The organism is Rhodanobacter sp. Root179, assembly GCF_001428465.1.
Taxonomy (GTDB): Bacteria; Pseudomonadota; Gammaproteobacteria; order Xanthomonadales; family Rhodanobacteraceae; genus Rhodanobacter.
On record NZ_LMHR01000080.1, the window covers coordinates 39,315 to 56,220 of the forward strand.

Below are 16,906 nucleotides of genomic sequence, written 5' to 3' on the forward strand. Positions count from 1 at the left end.
CTGCCCACGCGAAAGAGGCTTGACGCAGTCAATTACACGTGTAAACATCATTCCACTTACACATGTAAACGGTGCCCCATGGCAATCAGTGAAGCCGAAGCCGTCGTGATGGACGTGTTGTGGCGCGAAGCGCCGCGTACCGCCGAAGAAATCCTCGCCGAGGTCGGCCCGGCGCAAAACTGGCAGGAAGGCACGGTCAAGTCCCTGCTCAACCGCCTGCTGCGCAAGAAGGCCGTGCACGCCGAGCGCGACGGCCGCCGCTACCTCTACACGCCGCTGCTGACCCGCGAGCAGTACGTGCAGCAGGAGAGCAAGGGCCTGCTCGACCGCCTGTTCGGCGGTCGCGTGGCGCCGCTGGTGGCGCACTTCTCCGAGCAGCGCAAACTGTCGAAGAAGGACATCGCCGAGCTGCGCAAGCTGCTGAAGGAGCTCGACGATGAGCAGTGAGGCCGCGATCGACTGGCTCGGACGCGGCTGGCTGCTGGTGCTGGCCTTCACCGTCGCCGTGCTGGTGGCGGCCCTGCTGCGCCGGCCATGCCGCCGGCTGTTCGGCGCCGAGCGGGCGTTCCAGCTGTGGCTGTTGCCGCCATTGGCGATGCTGGCCAGCCAGTTGCCGCATGTGGCTGAAGCGCCGGTCGTGGTGCTGTCGCCGGTGGTGATCGCGATCACCTCGGCCGCCGCTGCATTGCCGGTGCATGCGGCGGAATCAGGTGCCATCGACTGGCGCGTCCTTGCGATGCTGGCCTGGGTCGCCGGCAGTGTGTGCAGTCTGGTGCTGGCCGCGCTGGTGCAGCAGCGCTACCGGCGCTGTCTGCGCGGAGCCACCGCCATGCCCGTCTCTTTGTCGCGCTGGCCGGTGTTGCGTGCCGTCGGCACGGATGTTGGCCCGGCCCTGGTCGGCGCCTGGCGCACGCGCATCGTGCTGCCGGCGGATTTCGAGCAGCGCTACGACGCCAGCGAACGCATGCTGATCCTCGCACATGAGACGGCGCATGCGCGCCGCCACGACGGCTGGTGGTGCCTGTGCGCCCAGCTGACGGTCGCGCTGTTCTGGTTTCACCCGCTGGCCTGGTGGGCGCTTGCCGCACTTCGCCACGACCAGGAACTGGCCTGCGACGCCGCCGTGCTGCGCGAACACGGCGAGCAGCGACGCAGCTATGCGAACGCGATGTTGAAGACCCAGTCGGCCGCATTCGCGCTGCCGGTGGGTTGCACCTGGTCCCCTCGTCATCCACTCACGGAGCGCATTGCCATGTTGAAACTGCAACAGCCCGATATCTCGCGCCAGCGCACTGGCCGTGTTTTCCTCGCCATCTTCGCCCTCGGCATGACTGCAGCCGTCTACGCCGCGACACCCTCGCCGCAGGCAAGGAGCGGCGCCGGTACTGGCGATCGGTACACGTTGAAGATCGACATCGCCATGGGTGGCCACCCGGAGTCGATGCATTTCACCCGTTGCGTGAAACCGGGCGAATACACCGAGTTGAGTGGAACCGACACCAGCCAGTTGTCGTGGCAGGGCCGCTTCTCTGTATCACCTGCTGTGTCACCTGCAGCCGCTGGCCAGCTTGAGATCAGTGCGGAGGTCGACACCCGCTTCGATCGTGGTGGCGGCAAGGTGCGGACCCAGTCGGCCAAACCCATCGTGCGAACCATGCCCGGTCAGCAGGCCAGCATCGTGTTTGGCCAGATCATCGACGGCAAGCAAGTTGAAAACGGGAAACTGGAGGACAATACGATCAAGTTCCGTGTGACGCCGAGCAACGGCTGCAGCGGATCGCTTTCGTCACTCGGCAATCCCACGAAAATCGACCAGCGGACAAAGGGTAGGTCGGCGCGGGCACTGGGCGAATCGGTGGCGGCCAAGGCCGGCTTCGTGCTCGTCAATCCGGAGGCTCTGGACAATCGGCTGGTGGCGTTGAACCTTGAACAAGTGCCAGCTACCTCGGCCTTGCAGCTGATTGCGGACGTTGATGGGATGCGCGCCGTGTTCCATGACAACAAGGTGAATTTCGAACCGAAGTGATCGCCATGGCTATACTCGCCCGGTCACCGTCCGGGAGAGTGTCGTGAAATCGCGTCATCTGTTTGCCGCCCTTGCAGCCATCGGAATCACCGCCATGAGCCATGCCGCCGTGTCACCCGTCCTGGTGATCCACGGCGGTGCTGGCGTGATCAAGCGCGACATGACGCCGGCCAGGGAGCACGCGGTACGCGCGGCGATGACGCAGGCTTTGCAAAGCGGCTACGCCGAGCTCAAGGCGGGCAAGCCGGCGCTGGACGCGGTCGCCGCCGCGCTCGCCGTGCTGGAAGACGATCCGAATTTCAACGCCGGCAAGGGCGCGGTGTTCACCCATGAGGGCCGCAACGAGCTGGATGCGGCGATCATGGACGGCTATACGCTGCGTGCCGGCGCGGTGGCCGGGGTGCGGCGGGTGAAGAATCCTATCCTGCTGGCGCGCGCGGTGATGGAGCATTCGCCCCACGTGATGCTTTCCGGTGACGGTGCCGAGGCGTTTGCGAAGGAGCAGGGCATCACCCTGGTCGATCCCGCGTATTTCCGCACCGAGGAGCGCTGGCAGCAGTTGCAGAAGGCGTTGAAGGAGGACGCGGCGAAGCAGCCCCATGCGGACGTCGAGACGGCCAGACATTTTGGCACCGTGGGCGCGGTGGCGCTGGATGCGCAGGGCCATCTGGCTGCCGGCACGTCCACCGGCGGCATGACCGACAAGCGCTGGGGCCGCATCGGCGACTCGCCGATCATCGGTGCCGGCACTTATGCCAATTCGGGCTGCGCGGTGTCGGGTACGGGCTGGGGCGAGTTCTACATCCGCACCGTGGCCGCGCACGAGATCTGCATGAAGGTGACCCAGATGCGCGTGCCGCTGAAGCGCGCCGCGGCCGAGGTGATCAACCAGGAAATCCCGTCGATGGGCGGCAACGGCGGCGCGATCGCGCTGGATGCGGAAGGCCACATCTCGATCCCGTTCAACACCGATGGCATGTATCGCGGCTGGATCGGCGCCGACGGCGCGCCGCACGTGGCGCTGTACGGCGACGAGGACGATGGCACTACCGAGATCCCCGAGCCGGTGCCGGCCGAGAGCGTCGCCCAGCCGTAAGCGCGCGGTGCCCTACAGGAGCTTGCGCAGCTGCGCGGGCGTCAGCGCGCCGCTGATGCCGAGCCGGCTGCCGTCGGCGCGGATCACCAGCACGCGCGGTGTCTCGCCGCCCCAGTGCGGGTCGAGCAGGAAGTTGATGCGTTCGGGCGACGCTTCGGCGTAGGCGCGGTTCGGATAGCCGTCCATCTTCATACCGCGCAGGCGCGCCTCGATCGTCGCGGCCTGCTCGATGCCGTCGGTGGTCACGAGCACCAGTTCGATCTCGTCGGGATGCTGGCCTTGCAGTCTGGCCAGCGCCTGCAGGTTCGGTTCGCAGTAGGCGCAATCGAGCGCCCACAGCGCGATGATGCGTTCGCCGTGCGCCGGTGGCTTGAGCAGGGCGGCCACGTCATCGGCGGCCAGCGGTTGCAGCGAACCGGCGCAGGCCAGTGCTGGCAGCAGCAGGAACAGCAGCGGCAGCAGGCGCTTCATGGTGCTGTCCCGATCAGGCGAAATCCCTGCGCCGTATTCCAGGCCACGAAGGCCTGGCCCGACTTCGTCAGCAACTGCGGTGAGCCGACCGCGCCGCCGCTGTGCGCGATGGCGCGCTCCGCGTCGAAGTGCGCGCCGTTGTCGGTCGAGCGGCGCAGCATCAGCGTGTAGCCATCCGCGCCAACCTGGTTCCACACCACCCACACGGTGTGGCCGTGCACGGCCACGTCGGCGTGGCTGGCGCCGGCGGCGGCGATCGTCGTCGCGTGCTGCGGCGGGTGACCGGGATCGAGCTGGCCGTAGTGGATCGTGGGCGCGCTCTTCGCCTCGTACCACACCGCGTGGCGGACACCGTCAGCGCCGATCGCCAGGCCGGGGCCGTGGTGCGGGCAGCCGGCGATATGCCATTCGCTGAAGGTGGCGCGCCGGACCGTGCTGTCCTGGCCGTCCGTGCGCAACACGGCATAGGCGTGGTCGCGGATGTTGTCGCCGTAGATGCTGCGGAAGAACGCCGCGACGTGCCCGTCGGTCGTGCGCGCCAGCGCGATGCGGCAGCATTCGCAACTCTGGTCGACCAGCTTGCGCTCGGGCACGAAGCTGGCGCCGCCGTCCTCCGACCAGCTGTAGTAGACCGCGGCGCCGAGGTAGGGCTTGTTCGCGCCGTCGGCAGCGACCAGGTCGCGCTTGTCGATCCAGGCGATCACGATGCGGCCCTTGCCGTCCACGGCCAGCGCGTCGAAGCGATGGGTGATCTCGGCATGGTCATGATGCACGGTGAGCGGTTCGCTGAAGTGCTCGCCGCGATCCGTCGAACGGGCGAAGCGCACGAAGCCGGTCCACGGTGCGGTGCGCGGCTGCGACCAGCTCACGTAGATCTCGTCGTGGGGACCGAAGGCGAGCTTCGGCCGGTTCTCGCCTTCGGCGTAGATGCGTTCCGCCACGGCGTTCACTTCGACCGGCGCGCTCAGCGTGCGGCCGTCGTCATCGGAGTGGCGCAGCCGCACGTGACCGTCCGCCGCGTCCACCACGTACAGCCGGCCGTGACTGTCGAACGCAGCGCTGGCGCCAAGCTCGGGACCCTTGGGCATGTCCATGTGCATGCCGTCGTGGGCGAACAGGGCGGGCGAGAGCAGGCAGAGCAGGATGATCAGCAGGTGGCGCATGAATGCTCCTCGGGTTTTGCTCCTCCCCCTGCTTTCAGGGGGAGGTTGGGAGGGGGTGCTTTTGACTTCAACCCAAGATCAGGAGCGACCCCACCCCACCCCTCCCCTGCGAGCAGGGGAGGGAGTATCGCGCGCGGGGGCCGGCAGCTCTTCACAACTCCCAGCGCAGCTCGCCGAACCAGGTGCGGCCAGCGTAGGGATGGTAGACCCAGTAACGTTCGTTGGTGAGGTTGTCGACGCCGAGCGCGGCGGTCCAGCCGGGCGCGAAGGACCAGCGCAGCCGGGCGTCGGCCACGGTGAAGCGGCTTACCGCGCCGTAGCTGTCGACGTGGTCGCTGTTGTCCAGCGTGCCGTACTGGCGGCCGGAATGGCGGATGCCCAGCGAGGCGTCCCATTGCGGCGCGAAGCGGTAATCGGCGAACACGCTGGCGCGGATTTTCGGGATGCGCGGGAACAGCTTGCCGTTGGCCAGCGGATACTGGCTGTCGTCCAGGGTGCGGGCGTTGTTGAAGGCCACGCTGGCCTGCATGTCGAGTCCATCCAGCCACAGGTTGGTGAGGATGATCTCGCCCTCGAGCCCGCGGCTGCGCATGCGGTCGATGTTCTGCACGCTGGTGACGGTGGGGGTGACGGTGATGTCGGTCTGCGAGTACAGCGAATCGGCGATGCGGTCCTGGTACAGCGAAATGCGCCAGTGGCCGTTTTCCAGGTGGCGGTTCAGCGTGAGGTCGGTGGATTCGTCGATCTCGGGCCGAAGGTTCGGATTGTTGTTGACGATCGCATTGGCCGACAGGCTGCCCTGGAACAGTTCGTTCACGGTCGGGTAGCGCACTGCCTTGCCATGGGCCAGGCGCAGTTCCCAGTCTTCGGCGAAGTCCCAGCTCAGCGCGGCCTTGGGCGAGAAGTCGGTGCGTTGCCGGTCGGCGTAGCGCAGCGTGGTGTTGCCGTTGCCGCGCAGGCCGTCGTAGGCCCGCCATTGTTCCAGCCGGCCGCCCAGGGTCAGCGCCCATGCGTCGGCGAAACTCCATACATCCTGCAGGTACAGCGCGCGGGTCTGGCTGCGGCCACCGAACGCGCTGACCAGCGCGCCGTCGGCATCGCCCAGCCAGTGGCTGGCGTTGCGCAGCTGGCTGTCCAGCACGTAGCGATCGGCATGGATGCCGGCGTACAGCATGTGACGATCACCGATGGGACCGGAACTGCGCAGGTCGAGAGTGTCCCAGCCCGAGCCGGCCTTGTCGGCGACTGTGCCCGGGCCGTTGACGGGCCGGCCCGGTTCGGCGTTGTTCGCGCTGCCGGCCAGCGAGCGCAGGAAGTCGTAGTGGCTGGCCACCGCGGTCCAGCGCCAGCCGTTGTCGAGATGGCCGTTCAACTCGATGCCGTACAGCATGTGCGTGTCGCTGGCCGAGGAAGGCGCCAGGCCGCTGGCCGGCAGCGTCCAGGTCTGCCCGTCTGCGCTGATGACGCCGCCATTGACCGGGTTGCCGTCGCCATCGCGGATCAGGCTGCGGGTGAAGTCCTCGGCGCGGTTGTGCCACCAGCCCACGGTGAACAGCGCGGCGACGTGCTCGCCCAGGTCGACGCCCACTTTCAGCTTGGCCTGGTCCTGCACGGTGTGTTCGATGCTGTTGGCGCCGTAGACCAGCCGCGCGCTGCCGTTCGGGTTGCGGTCGGCGGTGGCGCCGGTCACCGGCACGGCCAGGCCGGGGTCGCCACCGGCCCGGGCCGTGGCGTACTGCATCGGCTGGCCGCGGTTGTCGAGTCGGCTGTATTCGAGCAACCAGCTCCAGCGGCCCTGCTTGTTGCCCAGCGTGGCGGCGGCCTGGTGACCGTTGTAGTGGCCGCCGGCGCCGTACGCGCCACGGTAGTCCTGGCTGAAGAACTGGGTGCTCACGCTGGCGGTCAGCCGCTGCGGCAGCACGGTGTGGATCAGCACGGTGCTGCCCAGCGAATTGCCCGGATACAGCGCGGAATAGGGGCCGTACAGGATGTCGACGGCGCCGATTTCCTGCGGCGCCACCATGCCCCAGCGCGGTGCGCCGTCCCAGCCGTTGGTCATCAGGTTGGACAGCAGCAGGCCGTCGGCATAGACCAGGCTGCGCGCGCTTTGCAGGGTGCCGGCGTTGCGACCGCTGATCACCGCGTTCGGATCGCCGATGTAGCGCTTGCGCACCATCATGTTCGGCGCGTACTTCAGCGCATCGGCGCTCTCGGTGACGTTCTGCTGCTGCAGTTGCGCCCGCTTTACCCGCACCTGCACGCTGGGTGTCTCCATCACCATGGTGTCGCTGGCGTGCACCGAGACCGGTGTGAGGGTGGTGGTCTGCAAGGCGGTATCGGCGGCCGGCAGCGGGTTGGAAGACACCGCGAGTGCAACAGCGCAAAGGCCGAGCGGGAGGGCGTTCAAGCGATACTCTGGATGGGGATCTAGGGTTGCAAGGATAGTCCGCTGCCATGCGCACGACAGATGGCGTGTTGTCGCAGCGGGGGACGGCCATGGGATGCACGGGCGCGGCGAAAGGTGCCGACGGCACGTAGGGCGGGCAATGCCCGCCGACTCTTGCGGTTCCGGGAGAAGCGGCGGGCAGTGCCCGCCCTACGCGGATCAGTCTTCGCGTTCGGGACGTTCGCGCACCGGGTGCTTGCTCAGCTTGCGCTGCAGGGTGCGGCGGTGCATGCCGAGGCGGCGGGCGGTTTCGGAGATGTTGCCGTCGCATTCGGTCAGTACGCGCTGGATGTGTTCCCACTCCAGTCGGCGCAGGGCAAGCGGCTGTTCCGGTGTGTCGGGCAGGTCAGCGTCATCGGTTTCGCTGTCGCCATCGAGCAGGGCGCGTACCACGGCGTCGGCGTCGACCGGCTTGGCCAGGTAGTCGTGTGCACCGCGCTTGATCGCCTCCACCGCAGTGGCGATCGAGGCGTAGCCGGTCAGCAGCAGCACGCGCAGGTCGGGCACCAGGGTGTGCAGTTCGGGGATCAGGCGCAGGCCGTTTTCTTCGCCCAGCTTGAGGTCGAGCACGCAGTAGCGCGGATGGTGCCGGCGCGTCAGTGCGCGGGCCTCGTCGAAATTGCTGGCGGTGATCACCTCGAAGCCGCGCGAGCCCAGCGCACGCGCCAGTACGCGCAGGAAGGTGGCATCGTCGTCGACCAGCAGCAGCGGGCGCGCCGTGGCAGCTTGGGGCAACTCGGTCATCGCGGGGGTCCTGATGGTGATCCAGCGTCCATTCTTGCCGGAAGCGGCGCGACTTGCACGCGCGCCGGGCTATTTTTCGGCGATCACCGCCAGCGGCAGGCGCAGGCAGACCCTGGCGCCGCGTCCGGTATTGCCGGCAACCAGCTCGCCATTGAGTCGCTCCGCCGTGGCTTCGGCCAACGCCAGGCCGATGCCCAGGCCGGCCTGCTTGTGCGAATGGCCCAGCGCGGTGATCTCCGGGTCATCGTCGAAGCCCGGACCGTGATCGCGCACGCACAACTGCAGCCACGGCCCGTCGCGCGAAACCTCCAGGGCGATGGCGTCGGATTGATTGGCGGCCGAAGCGTCGACCGCGTTGTTGAGCAGGTTGATCAGTGCATGGCGAAGCCCCGGCGGCGTGCGCAGGACAGTGCCCGCCAGCTCCGGATCGAGCGTCACCGTCAGCTCGGCTTCCGGCCGCAGCAGCTGGAAGCGCTCCAGGCAGCCGTGGATGAACTGGTCCAGCCGCAGTCGCTCCGGTTCCTGCGACAGCTGCGCCTTGCCGAACGCGACCATCTCGCGAAGTATCGTGCGGCAGCGATCGACCTGGCTTTCGAGCAGCTCCAGGTCTTCGGACAGCGTGGCCTCGCCGGCGTGTTCGCGGCGCAGCTCCGGCAGCAGGGTGCGCATCGTCGACAGCGGCGTGTTGAGTTCGTGCGCCGCACCGGCGGCCTGGGTGGCGATGGCCAGGATGCCTTCGTCGCGCAATGCGCGTTCGCGTATCCGCTGCACCTCGAGTTGCTGCAGGCGCAGGACGCGGGCCAGCCGGCTGATGAAAAACCCCAGCAGCACCGCGCTGATCACGAAGTTCACGCCCATCCCCGCGACGTGCAACGAGAAGCGGTTCGGTGAATCCCCGTGCATCGACATCGGCAGAGGTACATGCTGGTAAAGCAGGAGCACGTAGGCGATGCCCGCCAGTGCTGCCACGGCCAGGACCGCCCGCGCCGACAGCGCCGCGGCGCTCAAGGCGATCGGCACCAGCAGCAGGGTGATGAACGGGTTGCTGGCGCCGCCGCTGAAATACAGCAAGTAGCCGAGTACCAGGGTATCGAAGGCGATGTGTCCCACCGCCTCCCACTCGCCGAGCGGCCACGGCTGGGTCAGCCGCCAGGCGGCGAATACCGAAAACACCGCCAGCACGCCGATGCCGATCAGCAGGGGCAGCAGCGGCACGTTCAGTCGCATCCACCAGGCGCAGACCAGTACCGCCGTGCTCTGTCCGGCGATGGCGCAGATCCGCAGCCAGGCCAGCGTCCGCGTCAGTGCAAACGGACCGATGCGTTGGGCGGATCGGTGAGGCATGGTGATCTTCCTGGCTTGCTGGACGGGCGAAGCCCGCCGCGACATGCACGGCGGGCTTCGGTGGACCACTTACGGCGTGTTGAATTCCTCGCTGCGCACCGGCGGCAGGGGCTTGTTGTTGGTCGCCGCATCGGAGTGGCTGGCCGACAGCTTGCTCATCAGCGGCAGCATCGCAATGGCGATCACCGTGCAACCCACGCCGGCGAGGCCGAGCTTGTTGAACAGCGCGGTATAGATCGGCAGCGACACCAGGGGGTCCTTGATGTCGGTGGGGATGCTGGCGAAGTTCGCCACCACGCTGCCCAGGTATTGCGAGATGCCCGAGGCCACGTAGTAGGCGCCCATCATGAATCCGCCCATGCGCGCCGGCACGTAGCGGGCGATCATCGCCAGGCCCAGGCCGCTGACCAGCAGCTCGCCCAGCGAGTACAGGCCGTAGCCCCACACCATGATCCACGACGACACCTGGCCGTTCACCGCGAAGCGGGCGCCCACGCCGTAGATGAAGAAGCCGATCGCCACCGCGGCGAAACCCCAGGCGAACTTCGCGGCCACCGAAGGATTCTTGCCGACCTTGCCCATGCTGTTGTAGATGAAGACCAGCACCGGGCTCAGCAGCACGATCCAGATCGCGTTGAGCGACTGGAACTGCTCGGGAATCCAGTTGAACAGGTGCCAGCCGAACAGGTCGAACGAGAGGTCGACGTTGCGCTGCGCGAACAGGTTCAGCGAGGTCGACATCTGCTGGTAGAAGATGAAGAAGAAGATCGTCTGCGCGACCAGTACCAGGGCGGCGACCAGGCCGGCCCGCTCATGGTGTTCGCTGCTGCGGATCAGGTGGATGAAGATGCCCAGGATCACCACGCCGGCGGCATACACGCAGATCCGCGCCACCATTTCATTCTGCAGGATGAAGGCCGACACGAAGACCATGCCGATGGCCGCCAGCGCCAGCAGCCCCAGCTTCCTCAAGTCGACCCGCTCGTCGTCGGCCGGCGAGCCGATGTGCTGCAGCGTGCGGTACATCAGCGAGTAGTTGATCAGGCCCAGCACCAGGCCGATCGCGCAGACGCCGAAGGCGGTGTGCCAGCCCCAGGCGTCGCCGTACTTCGCGCCAACGTAATCGCGGATCCACGGCGTCAGCAGCATCGAGATGGTCGAGCCGATGTTCACCGCCATGTAGTAGATGGTGAAGGCGCTGTCGATCTTGGTGTCGTCACCCTCGTAGATCTTGCGCACGAGGTTGCCGGCGTTCGGCTTGAAGAAGCCGTTGCCGACGATGATCACGCCCAGCGCCACGTACAGGAAGTAGGCGTTGTTGGTCGGGATCCACAACATCGCGTAGCCCAGCGCAAGCACGACGGCACCGATCAGCATCGTGCGGCGCGTGCCGATCAGCTTGTCGCCCACCCAGCCACCGATGGCCGGCGTCGCATAGATCAGCGCCGCGGCGGCGCCCCAGATCAGGTTGGCCTTGCTGTCGACGAAGCCGAGCTTCTTCACCATGTAGGTGACCATCAACACCTGCATGCCGTAGAAGCCGAAGCGCTCCCACATTTCGATCAGGAAGACGGTACTGAAGGACTTCGTCTGCGAGACGGGCGGGTTCTGGGTTGCCATAGATTTTCCGTGCGGGTTTCAGACCATGGCGGCGTGCTGGCACGCGCCTTCGGCATGTGATCCTGAACGGACCACAACCGACGAAGCCTAACCCATCCGCCGGCAGGGTGTAGCTGCACTGCGACATGACAGGTATGCGCCGCAGGTGCTTGGAAAGGTGGCGCGAGCCGTGTGCGGACGGCTGCTTGTGGCATCATCAGGCGCCTGCCATCACCGCTTCCCGGAGCCCGGCCCACCATGCCCCAACCCGATTCCACCCTGTCACCACAGCGACCACCGGCCGGACGGCGGGGCCGCTGATGGCCGCCGAAGGTTTTCGTGGTCCGAAGCAGGTCTGGAACGCATTCCGTTGGTCGATGAAGGGCTTGCGCGCTGGCTGGAAGCACGAGGCATCCTTTCGCCTGGAAGCCTGCCTGGCCATCGTGATGGTGCCGCTGGGCCTGTGGCTGGGCCATGGCGGGCTGGAAAAGTTCGCGCTGATCCTGGCCCCGTTGCTGGTGCTGTCGGCCGAGCTGTTGAACTCGGCGATCGAGGCGGTGGTCGACAAGGTCAGCCCCGAATTCAACGAACTGGCCGGGCGCGCCAAGGACATGGGCTCGGCCGCGGTGTTCGTGCTGCTGATGCTGGTGGTGCTGAGCTGGACGCTGATCCTGGGGCCACGCCTGCTCGGCTAGCTGTCCCTTCACTCCGTGCCGACACGATGGCGGTGTCACGCATGGGATGATCGAATGAATCCTGCAACGGACCGGAGCCATCCATGAAGACCCTGCGCCATCTCGTATTGCTGTTGCTCGTGGTCATGCTGTCGGGCTGCGGCTACAACGCCATCCAGAAGCAGGACGAGGCGGTCAAGGCCGCCTGGTCCGAAGTGCTCAATCAGTACCAGCGGCGTGCCGACCTGGTGCCGAACCTGGTCAACACGGTCAAGGGCTATGCCCAGCACGAGGAGAAGGTCTTCGTCGAGGTGACCGAGGCCCGTGCCAAGGTGGGCAGCCTGCAGGTCAACGCCGACTCGCTCAACGACCCGCAGAAGCTGCAGCAGTTCCAGGCCGCCCAGGGCGAGCTGGGCAATGCGCTGTCGCGGCTGATGGTGGTCAGCGAGAACTACCCGCAGCTGAAGGCCGACGGCCTGTTCCAGAACCTGCAGGCGCAGCTGGAAGGTACCGAGAACCGGGTTGCCGTGGCACGCAACCGCTACGTGCAGTCGGTGCAGGAATACAACAGCATGATCCGCACCTTTCCCAACAACATGACCGCGAAGATCTTCGGCTACCAGGTCAAGCCGAACTTCAGCGTGCAGAACGAACAGGCCATCTCCACGGCACCGAAGGTCGACTTCGGCACCACCGCACCGGCGCCAGCGGCGACGCACTGATGACGGCCGGGCGCCGGTCGCGCCACTGGCTGCTGGCGCTGCTCCTGCTGCTGCAGACCGGGCTGTACGCGGCGGATGCCGTGCCGAAACTGGCGCGGCATGTCACGGACCTCACCGGCACGCTGACCGCCGGGCAGGTCGACCAGCTCGACGCGCAGCTGCAGGCGCTGGAGAAAGCCAAGGGCGCCCAGCTGGTGGTGCTGATGGTCGGCAGCACCGGCGACCAGGACATCGAGGGCTACTCGCTGGCCGTGGCCGAGGCCAACAGGATCGGCCGCAAGGGCACCGATGACGGCGTGCTGCTGCTGATCGCCAAGCACGATCGCAGCGTGCGCATCGAAGTGGGCTACGGCCTCGAGGGCGCGATCCCGGACGCGGCCACGGCGCGGATCATCCGCGAATACATCGCGCCGAAATTTCGCGGCAACGATTATTTCGGCGGCATCAGCGACGCGGTCGGCGCGCTGACCCAGCTGATCGACGGCGAACCGCTGCCGCCGCCGGTCCGCGGTTCGCCCGCGGGCGAACATGGCGGCCTCGACCTGCAGACCGGCTTGATGATCGCCGTGTTCGCGGCACTGTTCCTGCGCGGGATCTTCGGACACGCGCCGGCATGGCTGCGTGCGTCGCTGGGTGCGCTGGCGATCGGCGGCCTGCTGTGGCTGCTGATCTCGATGGGGGCCGGCCTGATCGGCGCGCTGATCGGTGGCGTCCTGATGCTGCTACCCGCCGGCGCCGGCCGTTCGATCGGCGGTGGCGGTTGGGGCGGCCTTGGTGGCGGCGGAGGCTGGGGCGGGGGACGCTCCGGTGGCGGTTTTGGCGGCGGCGGCTTCAGCGGTGGCGGCGGCAGCTTCGGCGGCGGCGGTTCTTCGGGGAGCTGGTGATGGAGCGCATGCGACGGCTGTGGGTGAATCTGTTCGGCGACTGGTTTCGCCTGTCGCGCCGCTTTTCGCCAGCCTTGCTGGACGAGATGGCCGCGGCGATCGCGGCGGGCGAACGCACCCATCTGGGCGAGATCCGTTTTGCGGTCGAGTCGCGGCTGGCGCCGGCGGACGTGCTGGGCGGGCTCGACGCGCCGACCCGCGCGCGGCAGCTGTTCACGCAACTGCGTGTATGGGACACCGAACACAATTCCGGCGTGCTGCTCTACGTGCTGATGGCCGAGCATCGCATCGAGGTCGTCGCCGATCGCGGCATCGCGGCGAAGGTCCCGGCCGAAGCGTGGAGCGCGATCTGCTCGCGCATGCGCGAGTGCTATGCCGGTGGCGAGTGGCGTGCGGGCAGCCTGGCCGGCATCGCTGCGGCGAGTGCATTGCTGGAACGTCATTTCCCCGGCGACGGACGTGCCAACCCCGACGAATTGCCGGATCGCCCCGTGCTGTTGTGACGGGTGCGCGCGGCGGGTGTCTGCGTGGTCCACTTGTTTCGTTGACAGGCGGTGGCCTGATCTTCGGTTGCGAACGGTGCACAAAAAAACGCAGCCCTTTCGGGCTGCGTTTTCATTGCTTCACACCGTTGCCGGCTTAGAACTTCTGGTTGTAGCGCAAGTAGAAGAAACGACCGATGTCATAGGCCGGATTGTACGAGTACTGGCTGTCAGACAAGTTGGCCGGGCCGCTGTAGAACGCAGCGCCCTCGCGGTTGAACACGTTGTTCGCGCCCACCGAGAAGGTGCCCTTCCACGGAGCCGTCCAGCGTACCTGCAGGTCGTTGTACACGATGCCGCCGACGGTACGCATCGGAGTCACGCCCACGCCCGGGGTGTAATGGTTCGGCAGGTCGCAAAGCGGACCGCCAGCCTTGTCGTAAGCGCAGGCTTCCTTCAGGTTGGAATAGGCGCGAACGCCCCAGTTCACGCCGAAGTTGCCCAGGCTCCAGTCCAGGTTGGCATTGGTGCGGTTGCGCCAGATGGAGTAGTTGCCCGCATTGAACTCGGTCGGCGCACCGGAACCGGCATTCGAGTTGTATTTGACCAGGTAGTTCGAATCCAGATGGACCACGAACTGGCCGATGCTGAACTTCGGCAGGCGGTAGTTCAACGTGAAGTCGTAGCCTTCCGTTTCCAGCCAGCCCTTGTTGGCCAGCGTGTGCGAAAGGTTGACGACCTGGCCGTCGGCGTCGCGCTGGAACAGGCCGCAGGAGGCCGCGACGCCACGCAGGTAGCAGTCATCCAGCACGTTGTCGGAGCTGACGCCGCTGATCAGGTTCTTGATGCGGATGTTGTACCAGTCCAGCGACAGGTCCAGGCCCTGCACGAAGTGCGGGCTGTAGACCAGGCCCAGCGACTTGCTGGCCGAGGTTTCCGGCTGCAGATTCACGTTGGAGCCCGACAGGAACGGCGTGGTCGACTGCGCACCCGGACCATCGACCGGCTTGCCGGCGGCGTCGGTCTGGTGGAAGTTCGCACCCAGGCCAGCAGCGGCACAGTTGGCTGCCACGGCGGGGTTGGTGCTGGCCGAGCCGAAGGTGACGTCGCACGGATCGGTGTAGTTGTCGAACGTCTGGGACTGGCCGCCGTACAGATCGTTGATCGTCGGTGCGCGGAAGCCTTCGGCGTAGCTGCCGCGAACCAGCAGGTCGTTGACGGGTTTCCAGGTCAGGCCGAACTTGCTGTTGGTGGTGCTGCCGAAGTTGCTGTAACGCGAGTAACGGCTGGCGATGTCGACCGACAACTGCCTGGCGAACGCCATGTCGGCCAGCAGCGGGATGTTCAACTCCGCGTAGATTTCCTTGGTGTTGTAGCTGCCCGACGACGGGTCAGCGGCCAGGTCGGTGGAGTTGCCAGTCTGGGAATAGCCGTCCGGCCTCTGGTAACCCGACTCGTGGCGATATTCCGCACCGGCAGCGAACTGCATCGTGCCGGCCGGCAGCTGCACCAGGTCACCGCTGATGTTGGCGGTGAAGCCGGTGGTCTTGGAGCCATAGGTGCCGTTGGTCGGGCGACCGATGTAGTCCAGCATGTCACGGGTCCAGCCACCGTCGCCGGCGAGGGCGTTCAGCGGCGTGCAGCCGGTGATGACGGCGCCCGGGGTGCCGCACTTGACCACGCCGTCGGTGTCCTTGAACGACGGTCCCAGTGCCTGCTGCATCTTCACCAGGTCGTAGTTGCCGGTGCCGAAGATATGGCCGGTGTTCTTGTTGATGAAGGCACTGACGTCCCAGGTGAAATAGTGCTCGCCTGCGCTGAATGCACCGTCGATGCCGCCACCCAGTCGATAGGTCTTGACCGTGTTCTTGGTGAGGCGCGGGTTCTCCGTGCCGCGACGCAGGAACTCGACGTCCTGCGGAGTCGCATAACCGCTCTGCACGCCCAGCGGGTTGTAGTAGCTGTTCTTGTCCAGCACCAGGCCGGTGGTGGCGGTGCCGACCGGGTAGCCGGCAACCTGGATGTTCGCCGTGCGCTCGTTGTAGAGCGCGTCGCCATGCAGGTTCAGGTTGTCGCCGAACTTGTAGGCGGCCTTGGCGAAGATCGACTTACGCTTGCTGCCGCTGGCCAGCATCATCTGCTGGTCGGCGTTGTAGTTGTCGGCGGCGCCAAGGTAGCTGTGATAGTCGCTGAACTTGGTGGGGTCGCCGCCTTCGTTGAGCTTGTAGGCGTCGCCGCCGGGACCGTTGCTGATCAGGCCGCCCGGGCCGAAGGACGAAAGACCTTCGGTGGGGTGCAGCACGCCCTTCGGATACAGCGCGTAGTCGCGATCGCGCGCCCACACCGGATCGGTCTCGGCATAGGTGCCGCCAACCATGAACGAGGCATTGCCCACCGACTTGCCGGCAGTGAAATCGTATTGCTGGTTGGTGCCGTCACCCTGGCCGTTCTTGCCGAAGTAGACGTTCGCTTCGGCACCGTTGTAGTCGGTACGGGTGATGATGTTGACCACGCCGGCGATCGCGTCGGAGCCGTAGATGGCCGAGGCGCCGTCCTTCAGGACTTCGATGCGCTCGATGATCGAGGACGGAATCGTGTCCAGATCGGTGAAGCCATCGGTGTTGGTGCCCCAGCGACGACCGTCCACCAGCACCAGCGTGCGGGACAAGCCCAGGCTGCGCAGATCGACATAGGAACCGCCGGCGTAATCGTTGGAGACCAGCACGGTGGACTTGTTGACGCCAGCCGAGCCGGCATTGGTCATGTGCGACAGGATGTCGCCGACCGTCACGTAGCCCTGCTTCTGGATTTCGGCGCGGTCGAGGGTGAACAACGGCTGGGCGGTTTCCATGTCCACGCTGCGAATGCGCGAACCGGTAACCGTGACCGTCTCAAGCTGCTTGGCCTGATCGGTGTTGCCCTGGGTGGTGGTGGAGGTGTCCTGCGCGAAAACTGTCCACGTAGGCAGAGTCAGGGCTGTCGCAATGGCGACAGCCAACAAGGTCTTCTGTTTCATTTTTAGGGTAAAACTCCGAACAAAAACGACCGGTGACCAGCTGCAAGGCTGGTCATTCGGGGTACTCGAGACAGCGCGTCTCACCTGGGGAAGGGTTACGCGCCACGGCATCGTCGTGCGTGGGGAAGGACGATGTAATGTCGACGTTAAGTCAAAACGCAGCCAAACTGCAAGAACATGTGGCGTGAAGCCATGGCATGGCTTTTCGGCTCATGAAAGTGCGGGCGATGCAAGAAGAA

The 16,906-nt window shown here is 66.2% G+C and carries 14 protein-coding genes; 7 read left to right on the plus strand and 7 right to left on the minus strand.

Annotated features, from left to right (window positions below; genetic code table 11):
- Window positions 1–78 precede the first annotated feature (78 nt).
- From ASD82_RS10770 to ASD82_RS10780, 3 genes are all read left to right on the plus strand, one after another.
- Complete coding sequence (locus tag ASD82_RS10770) at window positions 79–447, plus strand: BlaI/MecI/CopY family transcriptional regulator (RefSeq protein WP_056717839.1); 369 nt, start codon at window positions 79–81, stop codon at window positions 445–447.
- A complete protein-coding gene (locus ASD82_RS10775; RefSeq protein WP_056717840.1) occupies window positions 437–2,026 on the plus strand; it encodes a M56 family metallopeptidase in 1,590 nt (529 codons plus the stop codon). The genes ASD82_RS10770 and ASD82_RS10775 overlap by 11 nt, the downstream gene beginning before the upstream one ends.
- Window positions 2,027–2,120: 94 nt before the next feature.
- A complete protein-coding gene (locus ASD82_RS10780) occupies window positions 2,121–3,122 on the plus strand; it encodes an isoaspartyl peptidase/L-asparaginase (protein WP_056717841.1) in 1,002 nt (333 codons plus the stop codon).
- 12 nt (window positions 3,123–3,134) lie between these two features.
- Here the strand turns inward: ASD82_RS10780 and ASD82_RS10785 are convergent, their stop codons facing one another.
- The 6 genes from ASD82_RS10785 to ASD82_RS10810 all read right to left on the minus strand — a co-directional run bounded on the left by ASD82_RS10785 (window position 3,135) and on the right by ASD82_RS10810 (window position 10,910).
- Window positions 3,135–3,593, minus strand: coding sequence for a hypothetical protein (locus ASD82_RS10785; protein ID WP_056717842.1), 459 nt, complete (start codon window positions 3,591–3,593; stop codon window positions 3,135–3,137).
- The gene (locus tag ASD82_RS10790) at window positions 3,590–4,756 is read right to left on the minus strand and encodes a sialidase family protein (RefSeq protein ID WP_056717843.1); all 1,167 of its coding nucleotides are present in this window, start codon (window positions 4,754–4,756) and stop codon (window positions 3,590–3,592) included. The genes ASD82_RS10785 and ASD82_RS10790 overlap by 4 nt, the downstream gene beginning before the upstream one ends.
- Window positions 4,757–4,907: 151 nt before the next feature.
- Window positions 4,908–7,121 carry a TonB-dependent receptor gene (locus ASD82_RS10795; RefSeq protein WP_235580689.1) on the minus strand — a complete coding sequence of 738 codons (2,214 nt, stop codon included), beginning with the start codon at window positions 7,119–7,121 and terminating at the stop codon, window positions 4,908–4,910.
- A 240-nt stretch (window positions 7,122–7,361) separates the two neighbouring features.
- Complete coding sequence (locus tag ASD82_RS10800) at window positions 7,362–7,946, minus strand: response regulator transcription factor (RefSeq protein WP_056717845.1); 585 nt, start codon at window positions 7,944–7,946, stop codon at window positions 7,362–7,364.
- Window positions 7,947–8,015: 69 nt separating this feature from the next.
- Window positions 8,016–9,290 (minus strand): ATP-binding protein, encoded by a 1,275-nt coding sequence (locus ASD82_RS10805; RefSeq protein WP_056717846.1) that lies wholly within the window; start codon window positions 9,288–9,290, stop codon window positions 8,016–8,018.
- A 69-nt stretch (window positions 9,291–9,359) separates the two neighbouring features.
- Complete coding sequence (locus ASD82_RS10810) at window positions 9,360–10,910, minus strand: oligopeptide:H+ symporter (RefSeq protein ID WP_056717847.1); 1,551 nt, start codon at window positions 10,908–10,910, stop codon at window positions 9,360–9,362.
- A 299-nt stretch (window positions 10,911–11,209) separates the two neighbouring features.
- Here ASD82_RS10810 and ASD82_RS10815 point away from each other — a divergent pair, with 299 nt between their 5' ends.
- From ASD82_RS10815 to ASD82_RS10830, 4 genes are all read left to right on the plus strand, one after another.
- Window positions 11,210–11,584, plus strand: coding sequence for a diacylglycerol kinase (locus ASD82_RS10815; RefSeq protein ID WP_056717848.1), 375 nt, complete (start codon window positions 11,210–11,212; stop codon window positions 11,582–11,584).
- A gap of 83 nt (window positions 11,585–11,667) precedes the next feature.
- On the plus strand, window positions 11,668–12,285 hold the full coding sequence (locus ASD82_RS10820; RefSeq protein ID WP_056717849.1) for a LemA family protein: 618 nt from the start codon (window positions 11,668–11,670) through the stop codon (window positions 12,283–12,285).
- Window positions 12,285–13,169 carry a TPM domain-containing protein gene (locus ASD82_RS10825; protein ID WP_056717850.1) on the plus strand — a complete coding sequence of 295 codons (885 nt, stop codon included), beginning with the start codon at window positions 12,285–12,287 and terminating at the stop codon, window positions 13,167–13,169. Before ASD82_RS10820 ends, ASD82_RS10825 begins: the two co-directional genes overlap by 1 nt.
- Entirely contained in the window at window positions 13,169–13,672 is a 504-nt protein-coding gene (locus ASD82_RS10830) for a TPM domain-containing protein (RefSeq protein ID WP_056717851.1), read from the plus strand. The genes ASD82_RS10825 and ASD82_RS10830 overlap by 1 nt, the downstream gene beginning before the upstream one ends.
- A gap of 136 nt (window positions 13,673–13,808) precedes the next feature.
- Here ASD82_RS10830 and ASD82_RS10835 read toward each other — a convergent pair whose 3' ends face one another.
- Window positions 13,809–16,667: a TonB-dependent receptor gene (locus tag ASD82_RS10835; protein WP_056717852.1), complete on the minus strand. Its 2,859-nt coding sequence runs from the start codon at window positions 16,665–16,667 to the stop codon at window positions 13,809–13,811.
- Window positions 16,668–16,906 lie beyond the last annotated feature (239 nt).

What these genes read in the sequence shown, in the direction of transcription:
- ASD82_RS10770 (WP_056717839.1), top strand. Translation starts at nt 79, where the DNA reads ATGGCAATCAGTGAAGCCGAAGCCGTCGTGATGGACGTGTTGTGGCGC.
- ASD82_RS10775 (WP_056717840.1), top strand. Translation starts at nt 437, where the DNA reads ATGAGCAGTGAGGCCGCGATCGACTGGCTCGGACGCGGCTGGCTGCTG.
- ASD82_RS10780 (WP_056717841.1), top strand. Translation starts at nt 2,121, where the DNA reads ATGAGCCATGCCGCCGTGTCACCCGTCCTGGTGATCCACGGCGGTGCT.
- ASD82_RS10785 (WP_056717842.1), bottom strand. Translation starts at nt 3,593, where the DNA reads ATGAAGCGCCTGCTGCCGCTGCTGTTCCTGCTGCTGCCAGCACTGGCC.
- ASD82_RS10790 (WP_056717843.1), bottom strand. Translation starts at nt 4,756, where the DNA reads ATGCGCCACCTGCTGATCATCCTGCTCTGCCTGCTCTCGCCCGCCCTG.
- ASD82_RS10800 (WP_056717845.1), bottom strand. Translation starts at nt 7,946, where the DNA reads ATGACCGAGTTGCCCCAAGCTGCCACGGCGCGCCCGCTGCTGCTGGTC.
- ASD82_RS10805 (WP_056717846.1), bottom strand. Translation starts at nt 9,290, where the DNA reads ATGCCTCACCGATCCGCCCAACGCATCGGTCCGTTTGCACTGACGCGG.
- ASD82_RS10810 (WP_056717847.1), bottom strand. Translation starts at nt 10,910, where the DNA reads ATGGCAACCCAGAACCCGCCCGTCTCGCAGACGAAGTCCTTCAGTACC.
- ASD82_RS10815 (WP_056717848.1), top strand. Translation starts at nt 11,210, where the DNA reads ATGGCCGCCGAAGGTTTTCGTGGTCCGAAGCAGGTCTGGAACGCATTC.
- ASD82_RS10820 (WP_056717849.1), top strand. Translation starts at nt 11,668, where the DNA reads ATGAAGACCCTGCGCCATCTCGTATTGCTGTTGCTCGTGGTCATGCTG.
- ASD82_RS10825 (WP_056717850.1), top strand. Translation starts at nt 12,285, where the DNA reads ATGACGGCCGGGCGCCGGTCGCGCCACTGGCTGCTGGCGCTGCTCCTG.
- ASD82_RS10830 (WP_056717851.1), top strand. Translation starts at nt 13,169, where the DNA reads ATGGAGCGCATGCGACGGCTGTGGGTGAATCTGTTCGGCGACTGGTTT.
- ASD82_RS10835 (WP_056717852.1), bottom strand. Translation starts at nt 16,667, where the DNA reads ATGAAACAGAAGACCTTGTTGGCTGTCGCCATTGCGACAGCCCTGACT.